This window comes from Rothia mucilaginosa ATCC 25296 (assembly GCF_000175615.1).
Taxonomy (GTDB): domain Bacteria; phylum Actinomycetota; class Actinomycetes; order Actinomycetales; family Micrococcaceae; genus Rothia; species Rothia mucilaginosa.
Genome location: NZ_ACVO01000015.1, coordinates 89,740 through 106,107, shown reverse-complemented (window position 1 = coordinate 106,107; position 16,368 = coordinate 89,740). Strand labels below are relative to the sequence as shown.

The following is a 16,368-nucleotide window of genomic DNA, read 5'->3' as shown; positions in this document are numbered from 1 at the left end:
AGCTTCATGGGATAAACTGAATGAATGGCTTCATCTAAGAAAACCCGTGCGCGTCGCCGCCCGGGAGATTTTTTGCAGTTCCTCGCGTTCAGCGTGATTGCCGGTTTCCTCGCGGCAATTATTGTCGTACCCCCGGCAGTGAGTGCCGGTATGGTCGCGAACGCGTCGATGTCATGGTTCCAGGACCTTCCTGACGACATTGCCGATGGCATTTCCTCCCGTCCTTCTACTATTTACGCTGCTGATGGCAAGACCGAAATCGCAACCTTCTTTGAAGAGAACCGTGAACCGGTCAAGCTGGATCAGATTTCTCAGCACATGAAGGACGCTATCGTATCAGTGGAGGACCGTGACTTCTACAACCACGGTGCGGTCTCCGCTATCGGTATCGGTCGTGCGTTCTTGAACAACATCATTAACTCCAACAGCGGCCGCCGTCAGGGTGCATCTACCCTGACCCAGCAGTACGTTAACAACCTCATTGTTGACTCCGCTGTGGCTCGTGGTGAGGACGCTACCGCAACCCTGAACGGTAACAAGACCTACGCCGCAAAGATTCGCGAGATGAAGCTTGCGATTTCTATGGAGCAGAACAAGTCCAAGGACGAGATCCTTGAAGGCTACCTGAACATCGTGAACCTTGGCGGTTCGAACTACGGTGTTGAGGCTGCTGCACAGTACTACTGGGGTATTTCCGCTAAGGACCTGAACGTGGCACAGTCCGCGCTTTTGGCTGGTCTGGTGCAGGCACCGAACGTGTACGACCCGACCGTGAACCCCGAGCTCGCCCGTGAACGCCGCGACATCGTTCTGGGCACTATGCTCCGCGACGGCAAGATTTCCGACAAGGAATACAGCGACGCCATCGCCAGCGACATTAAGCTCAACGTCCACACCAAGTCCCAGGGTTGCTCCCTGGCAGGCGACAAGGCGTTCTTCTGCCGCTACGTGGTCAACTACCTGCTGCAGGATGAGTCCCTCGGCGCAACCGCTGAGCTGCGTAACACCGCCATCAAGCGTGGCGGCCTGAAGGTGATCACCACCCTGAACCCCGAGGCTCAGACCGCGGCAAAGCAGGCAGTTGACTCCACCCAGCCGGCAGCAACCAACTGGAACGACGTGAACTCCGCGCTGACCAGTGTTGAGCCCGGCACCGGCCGCGTCATCGCGATGGCACAGAACACCGAGCTCGGTAGCCCCGCAGACGCAAACGACCACTCCAAGACCGAGTACAACTACAACGTTGATAGCGCCTACGGTGGTACCCGCGGCTTCCAGCCCGGTTCAACGTTCAAGCCGATTATTCTGGCTCAGTGGCTCATCAGCGGCCGCGGCGCTAACGCTACCGTGAACGGCACCCAGCTGTTCTGGCCCACCAGCTTCGGCTGGAACGCCAAGTGCTACGACGGCGGCAAGTACTACTACACCGGTCAGCCGAACGGCTGGTCCTACAAGAACGCAGTCAACGGCGGCCTGACCTACGGTACCGCTGCATACGGTATTCGCCAGTCGCTGAACTCGTACCTGTACGGCATGCTCTCCCAGATTGACCTGTGCGATGTGCACGACCTGTCCATCAAGATGCACGCCCTGGATGGTACCGGCGAACCGCTGCACAGCATCCCCGACCTGGGTACCAACATTGGTGGTACCAAGTACGGTATCTCCCCGCTGACCAGCGCATCCATGTACGCTATCTTCGCTTCTGAGGGTAAGTACTGCACCCCGCGCCCCATCGAGAAGATCACCAAGACCAACGGTGAAACCATGAAGGAATACCAGAACCAGTGTGAGCAGGTTCTGGATCCGGACATCGCGAACGGTGTCAGCTGGGTTCTGAAGGGTGTTATCCAGCCTGGCGGTTCCGCTTCTCAGCGCGGTATTGGTCTGCCGAACGGTTCGGCTGCGAAGACCGGTACGAACGATAACTCCTCCCAGACCTGGCAGGTTGGCTACACTCGTGGCCTGTCCACCGCGTCTTGGGTTGGTTCTAACAACCTCGGCTTCCGTTCCCTGAACGGTGTGGGCATTAACGGTCGTGTTCTGAACTATGTGGATGGTGCGACCTACGCCGGTGCTCAGTGGCAGTCGTTCATGAAGACGATCGCACCGAAGTACAACACGAAGGACTTCACCACCCCCAGCGATAAGATTCTGTCGTACAGCTAGAATCACAGCTCATCAGCTGAAGCCTGAAAGGCGATTGATAATGTGTGAAAACGCAGTCAACGCCCGCGTCCCCGTGGCGGTCCCCGGCGCACGCGGCTCCTCCCCGCTCCTGAAGAAGGTAGCGGGGGCGGTAGCCGCCACTGCAGCCTTGGGGGCCGCCACGGCGGCGTATGGGCACTTTATTGAGCTGAACAATTTTCAGCTCCGCACCGAGTCCCTGCCAGTACTGCCCGCCGGTAGTCCTGACTTCAGGATTCTGCATATTTCGGATATGCACATGATCCCGGGCCAGCAGAAGAAGATTGATTTCATGCACTCGCTAGCTGCCCTGGAGCCGGATTTGGTGATGAACACGGGCGATAATCTCTCCCACGTGGACGGTATGGGTCCGCTGCTGGAGGCGCTCGACCCGCTCATGGATTTCCCCGGCGTGTTTGTGCCCGGCTCGAATTGCTATTTCGCGCCCGTCTTCAAGAACCCGGCACGCTACCTGTGGCAGCCGCGCACCCCGCAGATGATTGAGGAGGGCTCGCGTGTAGCACTGCCCATTGAGCGGATGCACGAGGCGTTCGAGTCGCGCGGCTGGACGGGCCTGGTCAACCGCTACGATACGCTGAACCTTAAGGGTCTGCGTCTGGAGTTCTCCGGTGTGGATGACCCGCACCTGCGCTACGATGAGCACCCCGGCTTCGCTCCCGGCGCCTTCGATGAGGGTGAGGAGCCGAGCGTCCGTATCGGCGTGGCGCACGCCCCCTATATGCGTACCCTGCACCGCTTCGTGCAGGACGGTGCGCAGGCTATTTTTGCCGGTCATACGCACGGCGGTCAGGTCTGCCTGCCCGGCGGTCATGCCCTGGTCAGCAACTGCGATTTGCCGCCTTCGCGTGCGAAGGGTGTCAGTGAGCAGTCCGGTATTCCGGTTCAGGTTTCTGCCGGTTTGGGTACCTCTCGTTTTGCGCCGGTGCGTCTGTTCTGCCCGCCGGAGGCAATCCTGGTGACCCTCACGGCTCGCGATAAGGGTGAAGCCGCCGCTTCGAAAGGTGGCCGCCGCTAATGTCCGAGGCTTCTACAGCACGCACGCCTAAGCGGCGCCGCAACCCCTTCCTGGAGACCGCGAGCGAACCAACCCCCAGCCCAATCGACTACGCGCACGGTCAGCGTGCCCCGCACACCCTCGCCGCGTATGCGCGTCCGATTCGTGTGCGCTGGGGCGTGGGTCTGCTCGTGGCGTTCGGTGCCGGTGCCCTTGAGATTTCCATCCCGCAGGTACTGCAGATTATTGTGGATCATCTCTCGCAGAGCACCACCGAGAGCGCCATCTGGATTGCCGGCGGCCTGGTGCTTCTGCTGGGTATTGCGCATGCCTCCTTCATGTATTGGAGGCGCTGGCTGATTGTGGACCCGACCTCCACGATTGAGCTGTCCATGCGCATGAACTTCTTTGACCGCCTGCTCAGTGCCCCGCTTTCTCTGCTGGATCGTTGGCCCTCCGGTCAGTTGCTGACCCGCTCCATGAGCGATTTGGGGACGATTCGCCGTTGGTTGTCTTTCGGTATTGTTCAGATGCTGACTGTTGCGGTGATGTTCCTGGTCGGTGGCTTCTTCATGCTGCGTTCTTCGCCGTCTCTGGCGCTGGTGTTCGTGGTGACCGTGCCTATTCTGGTGCTGTCGCTGGTGAACTTCACCCGCAAGTACTACCGCGCTTCACATGAGATTCAGCAGATGACGGGCGACCTCTCCACCCGCATTGAGGAGTCGGTGCGCGGCATCCGCGTGATTAAGGCGCTGGGCCGCTCCCCCGAGCAGATTCAGGAATATTCCGAGTCGGTGGACGCCCTGCAGGTGCGCGAGTACGGCAGGTCGATGCTGGTGGCTCGTGTTGCCCTGTACCAGGGCCTGATTGTGGGTGTCTCCACGGCGGTGGCGCTGGCTGTGGGCGCTTCGCAGGTTGCGGCGGGCACCTTGAGCCTGGGCGCGATGACCGCCTACTTTGCGGTGCAGACGACCGTGCTCAGCCACGTGACGCGCTCGACCGCGCTGATGTCTGCCTATTTGAGCTATAAGGTGGCATTGGAACGCCACAACGAGGTTATGGACGAGCCCGGCTTTGAGGCGGTGCCGCTGGTTCGTGGCTCCGCGGCTGTGTCTGGGCCCGAGCATCCGCAGGGTGCTTCTGATTCGTCAACAGTAGCTGGAGTGTCTGCCGAGGGCGGCTCCGGGAAGGAAACTATGCAGTACCCCAGCGGTGGCGCAGTATCTGTCACTTTCGATCACGTTCAGTTCAGCTACGATGCTGCCGAAGCACCTGTTTCTGCTGAGGATACCGACGCGAACTCTGAGGTGAAGGCACCCGAGGTTTCGGTGCTGAAGGACGTAAACTTCAAGGTCTTCCCGGGTGAGATTCTGGCGCTGGTGGGTGCAACCGGTAGCGGCAAGTCGACCGTGCTGTCGCTGGTTCCGCGTTTCTACGAGCCGACCTCCGGTTCCCTGCGTTTTGGCACCCGAGATACCGCCGACATGTCTCTTGAGGAGGTGCGCGCCCAGACCGCATTCGTCTTTGAGGAGGCGGTACTCTTCTCCGGCACGGTCCGCGAGAACGTACTGATGGGCGTTGCCGAGCAGTACGAGCACGGCACCGAGGATGAGGACTACCCCGCCGCAGAAGAGCTGGAGGCGACCCTCCAGACCGCGCTGCAGCTGGCTGCGTGCGATTTCGTGGCGGAGCTTCCGCAGGGTCTGGATACCGTCATTGGTGAGGAGGGTCTGAGCCTTTCGGGTGGTCAGCGTCAGCGTCTGTCGTTGGCGCGCGCTTTGGCGAAGCGCCCCTCCGTGCTGCTGCTGGATGACCCGTTCTCGGCGCTGGACGTGAACACCGAGGAACGTATTATTACCGGTCTGCGTGAGGGTCTGGAGGGCCTGGGCGGCGCTACTACCCTGTTGACGGCGCACCGCCCCTCCACGGTGGCGTTGGCGGACCGCGTGCTGCTGATGGTTGACGGTGCCGTGGTCGCCGAGGGCACTCACGCTGAGCTGATGGACTCTTCGGAGCAGTACCGTCAGCTGATGACGATGGAGGAGGGCTAATGGCCCATCATCGTCCGGCGGAGCCGCGGGAACAGATGAGCCCGCAGGAGCGCGCGGAGACCCGTGAACGCTCGATGGCGCTGTTACGCCAGATGTTGCGCCCGCATCGTGGGGCGTTGGCTCTGTCGATTATTTCGGTGCTTTTGGTCTCGGGTTCCTCGGCGGTTGCGCCGATTCTGATTGCCCGCGTCCTGGATAGTTCCATTGAGCCGCTCAAGCAGGGCGACGTTTCTCCTCTGCTGACCCTGCTGGTATTTTTTGTGGCGGCTACCGCGGTGACCGCGATTTTTTCGTGGGTCAACGTGGCGTACACGGTGCGTGTGTCGCTGGGTGTGGTGGTGTACCTGCGTAAGCGGGTGTTCCGTCACGCGCAGTCGCTGAGCGTGTCGTTCCATGAGCGGTACACCTCGGGCAAGGTCATTTCGCGTTTGACCAGCGATATTGATACGGTCCGCAGCTTCTTGGACAGCGGCATCAGCCAGTTGGCGATTACGTTGCTGTCCATGGTGATTTCTGCGGTCGCTATTTTCCTTCTAGATTGGCGTATTGGTCTGTTCATGCTGGTCATGGGCGTGCCGATTTACTTCTTGACGCGCTGGTTCCAGAAGGCTGCGGTGCCGGTTTTCCGTACGATGCGTACCGAGTCTGCGCATTTGACGAGCCGTTTTGTGGAGACTTTTACGGGTATCCGTGCGGTGAAGGCGTTTGGTGCGGAGGCGCAGATGCGTTATGAGTACGCTCAGGCGTCGGAGCGTTACCGCCTTGCGGTGATGGATTCCATTAAGATTTTCGGCGTCTACTCACCCGTGCTGATGCTTTTGGGCAATGTGTTTATTGCCGGTGCGCTGGTGCTGGGTGGTTATGCGGTGCTGGGCGGCACCATGCAGATCGGTACTCTGCTGGCGCTGGTGATTTACGCGAACCGTGTGTTTGAGCCGGTCATGCAGCTTTCTGAGTTCTACAACATGTTCCAGTCGGCGATGTCCGCGCTGGAGAAGCTGTCGTCGTTCTTGGCTGAGGAGCCGGAGGTTGCTGAGCCGGAGCATCCGCATGAGCGCGCTGTAGAGTCTGCTACCGGTACCGCTGCGGGCACGTCCGGCAAAGTTCAGGGTGCTCTGGTGGAGCTGGATTCGGCGGTCTTTGGGTACACGTCGGATCGTCACGCGTTGAAGGAGACGACCCTGCGCATTGAGCCGGGTACGACCGTGGCGCTGGTGGGTGCTACGGGTGCCGGTAAGTCGACAATCGCTAAGCTGGTGGCTCGTTTCTACGATGTTTCAGCCGGTCAGGTGCGTATTGACGGCGTGGATGTCCGCCAGCTGGCGGATGCGCAGCTGCGCCGTGAGGTGCTCATGCTGACCCAGGAGGTGTTCCTGTTCTCCGCGTCGATTCTGGAGAATATCCGCATGGGTAACCCGCAGGCGTCCGATGAGCAGGTGAAGGCTGCCGCGAAGGCGGTGGGTGCTGACGCGTTCATTGAGCGTCTGCGTGACGGCTACGAGTCACAGCTGGGCCGTGGCGGTATTACCCTGTCGGCGGGTCAGCGTCAGCTGGTGTCCTTTGCTCGCGTGTTCTTGGCGAATCCGCGGGTGCTGATTCTGGATGAGGCGACGGCTTCGCTGGACATTCCGAGTGAGCGTGCGGTGCAGGCGGCGCTGCGAACCGTGTTGGCGGGGCGTACGGCGCTGGTGATTGCGCATCGTCTCTCGACGGTTCTGGGTGCTGATCGTGTGCTGGTGATTCATGAGGGTTCCGTGGTGGAGGATGGCTCCCCGCAGCAGCTGATTGCTTCCGACGGTCGTTTTGCGGCGATGTACGCCTCCTGGGATGAGCTGAATCAGGTTCAGGAGGCTGAAGCCTAGGAACTTTATTTGCCTCTCCTCGACCGATGGTGTGCCGCTGTGTTGCGTTCTGAATTTTTTTGGGTTATCCTAGGTGAGTTGCCTACGGTATTCGCTGATAGGTCAACATCGGGATGTGGCGCAGCTTGGTAGCGCGCGTCGTTCGGGACGACGAGGTCGCAGGTTCAAATCCTGTCATCCCGACAGATAGCCCCGGTCCTCTGGACCGGGGCTTTGTCGTACCCGCAGTATTTCTGTTGCAGATGTTGAGCACATAGAGGCGACCCCCTACCCGCGCAGGAACGCGGGCGAGGGGGTCGCTTTCGTATCGAGCTCAGTTCCGTTTAGCCGCGCCCGGAGATGAGGGCGAGAATCGCCTCTAGAGGGCCGCGTCCGGCAATGGAGCGTGCCATGCGTGACCAGAGGGTGCAGAAGCCCAGGGCGATTGCGGCGCCGAGCAGCAGGAAGGCGCTCCAGTACACGGCGGTGCCCCAGCCTCCGGTGGCGACGTAGTGCTCGCCGACGGTGAATGCCTTGATGGTGGGTCCGGCGTAGATGATGATTCCGCTCAGCACAATGGAGGCACTCAGCGACATCTGGCCCAGGCGGGCGATGGGGGTGAGCATTCCCGCCTGTGCGGAGAGCAGGCGCGCGCATTCGGCCCAGAAGTAGAGGGTTGCCGCGAGGTTTAGGGTTAGCAGCACCTGCGGGCTGTTGAGGAAGCCGAGCTCGGTGTAGGGGTTAAAGGTGCGGTAGACGGCGAGCGCCAGCACGGCGAGTACCACGGGGATTGCGAGCTTTGCTTGCAGGTTGTCGTAGAGGCGCACGAGTACGATGCCCAGGCACATGACCCAGATGAGCTGGGCGCTTTGGGCGTGGTTGACGCCGTGGCTTGCGAGGAAGGGTAGCTGGACGGCGGTCCACGCATCTGCCTGGGCGGCTACGTCCATGAGCAGGGTGTAGGTCCAGGTAATGAAGGGGCTGGTGACTACCGCTAGCACTGCGATTGCCCACAGGGGAAGGTGCACGACGAATAGGGTCAGCAGGGTGAGTAGCGCCAGGTGCACGAGCATGTCGAAGGGCAGGGAGTAGGAGAAGCCCTGCGCAGGTACGGTCACGTCAGCTTGCGGCAGGTAGGTGATGCCCTGCATGAGTGCCACGCCCAGCAGGAGTAGCGCGAGGAATCGCACGATGGTTCCGGCGAAGAGCTGCGGAAAGTTTGCGGTGCGGGCGTAGCGCCAGGCGGCGGCACCCAGGATTGCGGCGAAGAGCGGTTCAGCCGGCACGAGGGTCTGCGGGATCCAGAACTTCCAGGACACTGGGATCAGTTGCAGCCAGTATCCGAAGGGGATGAGCAGGCTGAGCACGGCGAAGGCGCGGGCGAGGTCGAGCCCGAGGTCGCGTCGGGTGCCTCCGAGGGAGGCGGCGCGTGCCCCGCTGCTGACGGTGGGGATGGGTTGTGTGCGCCCTGCTGCCATGTCCTCGCTCCTTGTAGTGCCGTGTTTGAGAGTCTGTGCGCCCTGCTAGGGCTACGCCAGGGGGTGTGCCCTGCCGGGGTATCTGCCGCGTCCGGTGGTGTGAGCCGGATGCGCTGGCATAGGTGTTAAGTGTAACGGTGGAAGCTGTGTCTGGTCCGGCGGTGTCGCGGAGGTTTTGCTCTCATGTGGTTTCCTCGTGCGGTTATTTTCGGTGTTCAGGCGCTCGATACGTGCTGTTCAAGTGTTGTTGCACGAGGTTAGGTGTGTACCATTGGTACGTTCTTAAAGGTGGGGCAATCCGGCGGGCGTATATTTTCGCCCCGTTCACTGTCTCAAACGCGCCTCACCTGCACACACCACGTTGAGGTTTTATGTTTTCGACTTTTTCCCCGCTTTTCTTGACGGATTTGGGGGCTTCTGGTGCTCTTCTTGCTTCGGGTACGACTCTGTCGGAAGGGTCGAGCCACGATAGCGGCCAGTTTGTGTCCATTTTCTGGATTACGTTGGTTGCGTTGCTGTCCCCGATTCTTTCGCGTCTGACGGGTAAGAAGATCCCTGATGTGGTCTTCCTGCTTATTTTTGGTCTGCTCATCGGCCCGAATATGCTCAACCTTGCCAGCAGTGAGGGCGGTATCCCGCTGCTGAAGGAGCTTGGTCTGGGCATGCTCTTTTTGATTGCGGGCTTTGAGATTAACGTGTCGTCGTTGCGTAGCCGTCAGGGTTATAGCGCTATCGCCACGTGGGTGGTGTGCTTTGCTCTGGGTATGACGGGTGCGGCGGTTATTACGTCGTTCTCGCATGAGCTGAATACGTATATTGCGGTGGGCGTGGCGTTGAGTTCCACGGCATTGGGTACTCTGCTACCGATGTTGAAGTCTCACGGTGCTGCCGGTACGCCGGTGGGTAATGCGGTGCTGGTGCACGGTGCTGTGGGTGAGCTTCTGCCGATTTTCGCTATCTCGTTGCTGCTGTCTTCGCGTTCGCCGGGCATGGCGATTGTGGTGTTGCTGGCGTTTATGGTGGTGGCGGTGATTGTGGCGCTGATTCCTCACCGTCTGTTTGCGCATGTGCCGGGTCTGCGTCAGATTATGGCTGCGGAGGCGAATACGACCGGTCAGACGGTTCTGCGTCTTGCGATGTTCCTGCTGGCGACCCTGATTATGTGCACTGCCCTCTTTGATTTGGATGCGGTGCTCGGTGCCTTTGCGGCGGGCTTGATTCTGCGTACTCTGACCCCTCCGGCGGCTTTGCATATGATAACTCGCCGCCTTGAGGTGGTTGGTTTTACGTTCATGATTCCGCTGTTCTTTGTGGTTAGCGGTATGGGCATTGATGTCTCTGCTGTGGTGGCTAAGCCTTTGGGTCTGCTTGCCGTGGTGGTGGGTATTCTGCTGTGCCGCGGCGTTCCGGTTCTTTTGGCGGAGCATTTCTTTGATACCCGTTCGGGGTTGACTACTCGCGCGCAGAAGGCGCAGTTGGCGTTGTATTCGGCTGCGGGTCTGCCGATTATTGTGGCGGTGACGGAGGTTGCGACCAGTTCGGATCTTTTGGAGGAGTCCACGGCGTCGCTGCTGGTTGCCGGCGGCGCGCTGACGGTTCTGCTGTTCCCGCTATGGGCGTTGGGTATTCGTCAGGCGTTTGGTTCTGGTCAGCCGATTCAGCAGGAGCCGAGCCGTAAGGAGCAGATGAATGCGTTGAAGGCTCAGCGTAATGCGCAGGCGAAGCTTGCCACGGGCATGATTCCGGTGGTTCGTTTGAAGTCTCAGGCTGATACGGCGGATAGCTCTGATGCTCAGAGCGACTCTCAGGGCGCTGCGGGCGCTTCCGCTGGTTCTAGCGTTGCGTCCCGAGCAGCCTCTCGAGCTGGGGCAAAGAAGCGTAAGGGTTCTGCGGAAAATACGGGTTCTGCAGAGATCTAGCAGCGGCTACGGTACGGTTGCCTTCGGCGTTTCAAGGTCGGGTTACAAACCGGTTTGAGTGAGAATCTCGCTTACAGTCACCGCAACCTTATGTGGGATTGAATTTATAAAACCACACAATACCAGGCAGTTAAAGCCCTGCAAACCAACATGCATCCCACATATAGAATCAAAACCCACCGCATCCCCTCTTGAGGCTGCGGTGGGTTTTTTGCACCCGAAAGACCCTATAAACCGCGGAAAGATGAGAATCTTCCTTAAATTCGGATTTTTTATGCAAATATTACAGAACATGACGTGTCTTAGCTTTCACGACTGACACTTTGTCCTATAAAATTGAAAGCGGACAGGGAATTTCCCTAAAACACACATAAACCAACATACATACACAGAGTCGCTTCCGCCCCAGCGGGAGCTGGCGCACCTCCCATCTCACACACGGGAGGCGCCCCTTTCGGGAGTATCCGCGACGATACCCCCGGCGGCTCCCAACCATGGAGGAGGATCATATGGTTCAGAAAGGTAACTATTTCTAACTTCGCATCTCAAGGCCTCGCACTGAATCCTAACGATTGTCTGCACACACAGTCATTTCCGAAGGAAATATCATGCACCAACTACTCCTCACCGCGAGCACTGGTGGCGTAGAGCTGGACTTCCCGGCCTGGCTCCGAATTACGCACTTCATCAACTTCATTATGATGGGCTTCCTGATTCGTTCAGGTTGGGAAGTTCTCGCCTCTCACCCCCGCCTGTACTGGAACAACCACTGCACCCCGGGTTCTGAGTGGATTAAGTTCACCAAGGACAAGGTCCCTACCACCCCCGGCGCATTTACTGCGCGCGATGACCAGCGCACCCTGTCTCCCCTGATTTCTCTGCCCGGTAAAGCCCAGATTGGTCTGGGCCGCGCATGGCACGCGCTGGTGACCGTCATCTGGATTGTTAACGGTCTGGTATATGTCTCCCTGCTGTTCCTGACCGGTCAGTGGCGCCGCATCGTCCCGACCAGCTGGGACATCATCCCGCAGGCGTGGGAATCCATCCAGATTTACGCTGGCTTCCAGATTCCCTCGATTGAGCATTTCCAGCCGTACGACGCTCTGCAGCAGATTATGTACTTCACTGTGGTGTTCATCGTGGCACCGCTGATGATTGCAACCGGCCCGATTATGAGCCCGGCATTCTGCGGCCGCTTCCCCGGCTACGTGCGCCTCTTCCGTAACCGCCAGACCGCACGTTCCATCCACTTCCTGGGCATGGCGTTCTACTGCGTCTTCACCGTCATTCACGTGGCGCTGGTGTTCGTGGTTCACCCCCAGTACAACATCGCCCACATGATGCTGAACAAGCCCTACAACGAGGTCGACGCAGCACAGTTCGCTCAGGCAGTCACCATGCTCATTGGCGGCATTGTCTTCGCTGTGGCTCTGTGGATTTTCGCTTCGTACTGGTCCCTGCGCGACCTGCGATTCACCCAGACCTTCATTTGGGGTCTGACCCAGCCGATTCGTAACGTCCTGCTGGACCGTATCACCTCCCGTCAGGTGCAGAAGAAGACCTTCACCGATGCCGACATCTCGCCCTTCCACTGGGTTAACACTCGCCCGCCGACAGAGCGTGAGAGCACCGAGTGGAACCGCCTGAAGGAGCACGAGTTCGTTGACTACCGCCTCGAGCTGGGCGGCCTGGTGAAGGAATCCAAGTCCCTGAGCATTGACGAGCTCAAGCAGCTGGGCAAGGAAGTCAACATCACCATGCACACCTGCATGCAGGGTTGGACCGGCATCGCCAAGTGGGAGGGCGTGCGCCTGCGCGACGTTCTCGCACTGGTCGAGAAGACCGACGAGGCACGCTACGTTATGGTGACCTCCTTCGGCCACGTGGGCCACACCTACGACGGCCGCCCGACCGAACCCTACTACGAGTGCCTGGACATCTCCATGGCAATGGAAGATGAGACTATCCTGGCGTGGGGCATGAACGACAAGCCCCTGCCGGATGTGTACGGTGGCCCGCTCCGTCTGCGTGCGGACTCCATGCACGGCTACAAGATGGTCAAGTGGGTTCAGAAGATCGAGTGGATCAAGGACTACCACGATGTTGGCGATGGCCAGGGCGGTAGCCGTGAGGACTCCGGTCTGCAGCACTTCGACGCACGCGCCTAAGCACCCTCACGGGGCGCTACGACGCTAACCGTCGATACACCACCCTATAAAGCACAAACGGTGGCGGGAAACATGGGCCCGCCACCGTTCGCTTGTCTTCTCCGCCGCTCTTACTGCTCTGAAAGATGCAGAAGCCGAGAGGGCATAAAGAAACCGCCCGGGAGCCTTAGCTCTCGGGCGGTTTCTTTAGAGGTTTACCTTCTGGCGCTTTACCTTAGGCGTCGTAGATGATGACGTCCAGGGTACGGGGGCCGTGCACGCCCTCCACGCGGATCAGCTCGATATCACTGGTTGCCGACGGACCGGAAATCATGGTCACGGGGCGGGTGTAGGTGATACGCTCGATCGACTCGGGAACCAGCTCCACCACGGTGGAACGGGGCACCACGCAGATGTGGTGGTCGGGCACCAGGGTGATGGCGCGGCGACCCTCATCGGGGTTGGTGTTCAAGAAGATCGTGCCGGTCTCTGCGCAGGAGACGGTCGAACCGGTCACCACAGCGTCAACTGCGTCCAGTTCCTTCAGGGACAGGCATCCGGGCTTGAGGGTGCTACCGGAGTCGGTAACGCGCTTGCGGTCAGCGGTGTCAGCCGGCAACCACTCCATGTTCAGGCCCTCGGGAACCACGTAGGTGGACTTTTCACCCAGGCGTTCTGCGATGATCTCGGAGATGTTCTCCTTGTTCGCGTGGAACACGTTTGCCTTGTAGTCAATGAGGCGGTCGACGAGCATCTCAATGGTCTGCTCTTCGTTCAGCTCGCTGACGCGGCGGTAGTTACGTACGGGCTCGGGGGCGACGGGTGCGTCAGCCAGGGACGAGCGGATACGTGCGAGGATATCTTCCTTAGCAGAGGACATTAGTTGTTCTCCTTAGCTTCACGGGCTTCCTGAGCAGCCTTAGCGTTTGCAGCCGCTTCAGCTGCCTTACCCTTGTTAGCCTCGATGAGGGCCTGAATGTCAACGCGCTGAGCGTTATCGCGTGCCGGAGCCTGACCCTTCTCCTTCTTCCACCAGTTGCGGAAGGATTCCTTGGGAGGCTCGGGGATGTCGCGGTAAGCGGTCCAGCCGCCGACGATACCGGGAACAGCGGTGATCCTGTGCTTGCGGCCGCTGATGAGGCGGGACATGGGCAGACCACGCTCTGCAATCGACATCATCTTGCCGGAGGTGAAGAGCTTCTTCGCACCGAGCATCATGCCGTCCATCTGCGAGAAGGGAGCCTTCTTGTTACCCTCGAACTCGCGGATAGCGTGCTTGGACTCGACGTCCTTAGCGCGCAGGTGCACGAGGACCTCGGGGAAGTTAATCTTCACGGGGCAGACCTCGTAGCATGCGCCGCAGAGGGAGGATGCGTACGGCAGGGAGTTGTTCTCTGCTGCCTCGATACCGGAGAGCTGCGGGGACAGAATCGCGCCGATGGGGCCCGGGTAGGTGGAGCCGTAGGCGTGACCACCTGCGCGCTCGTACACGGGGCACACGTTCATGCAAGCGGAGCAACGGATGCAACGCAGTGCCTGGCGACCCAGTTCGTCGGACAGAACGGCGGTACGGCCGTTGTCGATGAGGATGACGTGCATGTTCTGCGGGCCGTCACCGGGGGTCACACCGGTCCACATGGAGGTGTAGGGGTTCATGCGCTCACCGGTGGAGGAACGGGGCAGCAACTGCAGGAATGCCTCGTAGTCCTGGAAGGTGGGCAGAATCTTCTCAATACCCATGAAGGTAATGAGGGTGTCGGGCAGGGTCAGGCACATACGGCCGTTACCTTCGGACTCCACGATGGTCAGGGTACCGGTCTCAGCAATACCGAAGTTGGTGCCGGAGACTGCCACGGTGGTGTTCAGGAACTTGTTACGCAGACGGTTACGCGATGCCTCTGCCAGTTCTGCCGGCTCATCGGTGATGTCCGGGTTAATACCTTCAATTTCGCGCAGGAAGATGTCGCGGATTTCGCGGCGGTTGCGGTGAATTGCGGGCACCAGAATGTGGGAGGGGCGGTCGTGGCCGAGCTGGACGATTTCTTCCGCGAGGTCGGTCTCAATAGCGTTGATGCCGTTTTCCTCGAGGAATTCGTTCAGGCCGGTCTCTGCGGTTGCCATGGACTTAATCTTGATGATTTCGTCCACGCCCTGCTCGCGGATCAGGTCCAGAGCAATCTGGTTTGCCTCGGTGGCGTTGCGTGCCCAGTGCACGTGGCCGCCTGCGGCAGTGAAGTTACGCTCGAACTGTTCGAGCAGCTCGGGCAGGTTCGCCAGAACGTAGTTCTTGACGGACTCACCGGTGTTACGCAGGTCCTGCCAGTCGGGCACCTCTGCGGTGACGCGTGCGCGCTTGTTACGAATCGCGTGGGTCACGAAGCGCAGGTTGGCGCGTAGCTGCTCGTTCTTGAGCTCTTCCTTCGCGTACTTGGGGAAGGGGGTTTCTTCGAAAATGTTGCCCTCGCCGTAGTGAACGACCTTGGGCATACCAAGCTGAATAGCGGTCATGAGGTCTTATCTTTCCTTAGCCGATCGAGAGCTCAACACGCTCGGAGTTGATCTTGAGCGGGTTTTCCTTGGTGGATGCGAGGATCTCAGCGAAGTGGATGGTCTGAACGTCCGAGCCGCGACGCATCAGCGCACCGCCGATGTTCATCAGGCAGGAGCAGTCGCCACCGCTGCAGACGGACGCGCCGGTTGCTTCAACGTTGTCTGCCTTGTCGTTGACCATTGCGCCGGAGACGTCAGCGTTCTTGAAGGAGAAGGTACCACCGAAGCCACAGCACTGGTCCATGCCCTCGAGCTGGGTGTACTTGATGCCTTCGACGGTACGGAGCAGGTCCTGCTGGCGGGTGCCCAGGCCGAGCATACGCATACCGTGGCAGGAGCTGTGGTAGGTGACGTGCTCGGGGAAGTAGGAACCGAGCTGCTCAGCAGCGTTGGTGATACCGAGGATGTCGATCAGCAGCTGGGAGAGCTCGAAGGTGCGGGAAGCGATCTGCTCTGCCTTCAGAGCCAGCGCTTCGTCGCCGCGGCTACGTGCGACCATTGCCTGCTGGTGACGCAGGGAAGCAACGCAGGAGCCGGAGGGCGCAACAGCTACGTCCCAGTCCCAGGAGTCGAAAGCTTCAACGTGGTTCTTGATGACTTCGTAACCGTCATCGAAGTAGCCGGAGTTGACGTGCATCTGAGAGCAGCAGGTCTGGTTCGGGGGGAAGACAACCTCGTGGCCCAGGCGCTCAAGAATTTCGACGGTGGCGCGTGCTACGCGGGGGTACATGCCGTCAACGATGCACGTGGAGAAGAGTGCAATGCGCATGACTTGTCCGTCCTTTCCTCTGTGTTCAGAGTTTCTCGGTCTCACCGCCTGCGTCTGGGGCAGGCGGGGCACAGTCCGAACAAGTTCGGTCTTCCAAAGAAGCGACTCAGATGTATTGAGTCGGGGAAGCTGGGCCGGATGGTTCCGGCTAATGTGCGCGCCCCAAGTGGAGGTGGGATGCGGTGGGATCAGAAACCGTGGTGATGTCTTTTATCTTCCTAGCCATTTAACACCGTTGGGCGGCTTTTCTCTAGTTGGAATAGCACATACTTTCCTTGTTAAATAACCGGTTAGGTCAACCTGACCTTAAGGTATATTTCCCTACCTTCCGGTATATATGACCTCATCTAGTTTTCAGCCTCACCCTATCCCCTATGCCTCTTTATTTATTGAACATTTATCAAACGCACA

The 16,368-nt window shown here is 59.5% G+C and carries 10 protein-coding genes and 1 tRNA gene; 7 read left to right on the top strand and 4 right to left on the bottom strand.

All coding sequences use genetic code 11. From position 1 onward, the window contains the following. Positions 1-24 precede the first annotated feature (24 nt). From ROTMU0001_RS03940 to ROTMU0001_RS03920, 5 genes are all read left to right on the top strand, one after another. On the top strand, positions 25-2,169 hold the full coding sequence (locus ROTMU0001_RS03940; protein ID WP_005508252.1) for a transglycosylase domain-containing protein: 2,145 nt from the start codon (positions 25-27) through the stop codon (positions 2,167-2,169). Between the two features lie 40 nt (positions 2,170-2,209). After that, positions 2,210-3,223: a metallophosphoesterase gene (locus tag ROTMU0001_RS03935; protein ID WP_005508251.1), complete on the top strand. Its 1,014-nt coding sequence runs from the start codon at positions 2,210-2,212 to the stop codon at positions 3,221-3,223. Then, positions 3,223-5,253 (top strand): ABC transporter ATP-binding protein, encoded by a 2,031-nt coding sequence (locus ROTMU0001_RS03930; protein ID WP_005508250.1) that lies wholly within the window; start codon positions 3,223-3,225, stop codon positions 5,251-5,253. The genes ROTMU0001_RS03935 and ROTMU0001_RS03930 overlap by 1 nt, the downstream gene beginning before the upstream one ends. Continuing rightward, positions 5,253-7,115 carry an ABC transporter ATP-binding protein gene (locus ROTMU0001_RS03925; RefSeq protein WP_005508249.1) on the top strand — a complete coding sequence of 621 codons (1,863 nt, stop codon included), beginning with the start codon at positions 5,253-5,255 and terminating at the stop codon, positions 7,113-7,115. Before ROTMU0001_RS03930 ends, ROTMU0001_RS03925 begins: the two co-directional genes overlap by 1 nt. A 109-nt stretch (positions 7,116-7,224) precedes the next feature. Then, positions 7,225-7,298, top strand: a tRNA-Pro gene (locus ROTMU0001_RS03920). A 140-nt stretch (positions 7,299-7,438) separates the two neighbouring features. Here the strand turns inward: ROTMU0001_RS03920 and ROTMU0001_RS03915 are convergent. Beyond that, a complete protein-coding gene (locus ROTMU0001_RS03915; protein WP_005508248.1) occupies positions 7,439-8,572 on the bottom strand; it encodes a hypothetical protein in 1,134 nt (377 codons plus the stop codon). Between the two features lie 371 nt (positions 8,573-8,943). Between ROTMU0001_RS03915 and ROTMU0001_RS03910 the strand changes: the two genes are divergently transcribed. Together ROTMU0001_RS03910 and ROTMU0001_RS03905 are read left to right on the top strand one after the other, a co-directional pair. Then, positions 8,944-10,491, top strand: a complete 1,548-nt coding sequence (locus tag ROTMU0001_RS03910; RefSeq protein WP_005508247.1) for a cation:proton antiporter — start codon at positions 8,944-8,946, stop codon at positions 10,489-10,491. A gap of 608 nt (positions 10,492-11,099) precedes the next feature. After that, positions 11,100-12,659 (top strand): molybdopterin-dependent oxidoreductase, encoded by a 1,560-nt coding sequence (locus tag ROTMU0001_RS03905; RefSeq protein ID WP_005504634.1) that lies wholly within the window; start codon positions 11,100-11,102, stop codon positions 12,657-12,659. Positions 12,660-12,873: 214 nt separating this feature from the next. On the opposite strand, the gene ROTMU0001_RS03900 is transcribed toward ROTMU0001_RS03905, so the two are convergent. From ROTMU0001_RS03900 to ROTMU0001_RS03890, 3 genes are read right to left on the bottom strand one after another with little or no spacing between them, the layout of a single operon-like run. Beyond that, positions 12,874-13,518: a LutC/YkgG family protein gene (locus ROTMU0001_RS03900; protein ID WP_005508246.1), complete on the bottom strand. Its 645-nt coding sequence runs from the start codon at positions 13,516-13,518 to the stop codon at positions 12,874-12,876. Further along, positions 13,518-15,146 (bottom strand): lactate utilization protein B, encoded by a 1,629-nt coding sequence (locus tag ROTMU0001_RS03895; RefSeq protein WP_005508245.1) that lies wholly within the window; start codon positions 15,144-15,146, stop codon positions 13,518-13,520. Before ROTMU0001_RS03895 ends, ROTMU0001_RS03900 begins: the two co-directional genes overlap by 1 nt. A 16-nt stretch (positions 15,147-15,162) precedes the next feature. Further along, positions 15,163-15,957, bottom strand: coding sequence for a (Fe-S)-binding protein (locus tag ROTMU0001_RS03890; protein WP_005508243.1), 795 nt, complete (start codon positions 15,955-15,957; stop codon positions 15,163-15,165). Between the last annotated feature and the right edge of the window lie 411 nt (positions 15,958-16,368).

Bases quoted from the DNA above. Each gene is read 5' to 3' on its own strand.
- ROTMU0001_RS03940 (WP_005508252.1), top strand. From the start codon at position 25: ATGGCTTCATCTAAGAAAACCCGTGCGCGTCGCCGCCCGGGAGATTTT.
- ROTMU0001_RS03935 (WP_005508251.1), top strand. From the start codon at position 2,210: ATGTGTGAAAACGCAGTCAACGCCCGCGTCCCCGTGGCGGTCCCCGGC.
- ROTMU0001_RS03930 (WP_005508250.1), top strand. From the start codon at position 3,223: ATGTCCGAGGCTTCTACAGCACGCACGCCTAAGCGGCGCCGCAACCCC.
- ROTMU0001_RS03925 (WP_005508249.1), top strand. From the start codon at position 5,253: ATGGCCCATCATCGTCCGGCGGAGCCGCGGGAACAGATGAGCCCGCAG.
- ROTMU0001_RS03915 (WP_005508248.1), bottom strand. From the start codon at position 8,572: ATGGCAGCAGGGCGCACACAACCCATCCCCACCGTCAGCAGCGGGGCA.
- ROTMU0001_RS03910 (WP_005508247.1), top strand. From the start codon at position 8,944: ATGTTTTCGACTTTTTCCCCGCTTTTCTTGACGGATTTGGGGGCTTCT.
- ROTMU0001_RS03905 (WP_005504634.1), top strand. From the start codon at position 11,100: ATGCACCAACTACTCCTCACCGCGAGCACTGGTGGCGTAGAGCTGGAC.
- ROTMU0001_RS03900 (WP_005508246.1), bottom strand. From the start codon at position 13,518: ATGTCCTCTGCTAAGGAAGATATCCTCGCACGTATCCGCTCGTCCCTG.
- ROTMU0001_RS03895 (WP_005508245.1), bottom strand. From the start codon at position 15,146: ATGACCGCTATTCAGCTTGGTATGCCCAAGGTCGTTCACTACGGCGAG.
- ROTMU0001_RS03890 (WP_005508243.1), bottom strand. From the start codon at position 15,957: ATGCGCATTGCACTCTTCTCCACGTGCATCGTTGACGGCATGTACCCC.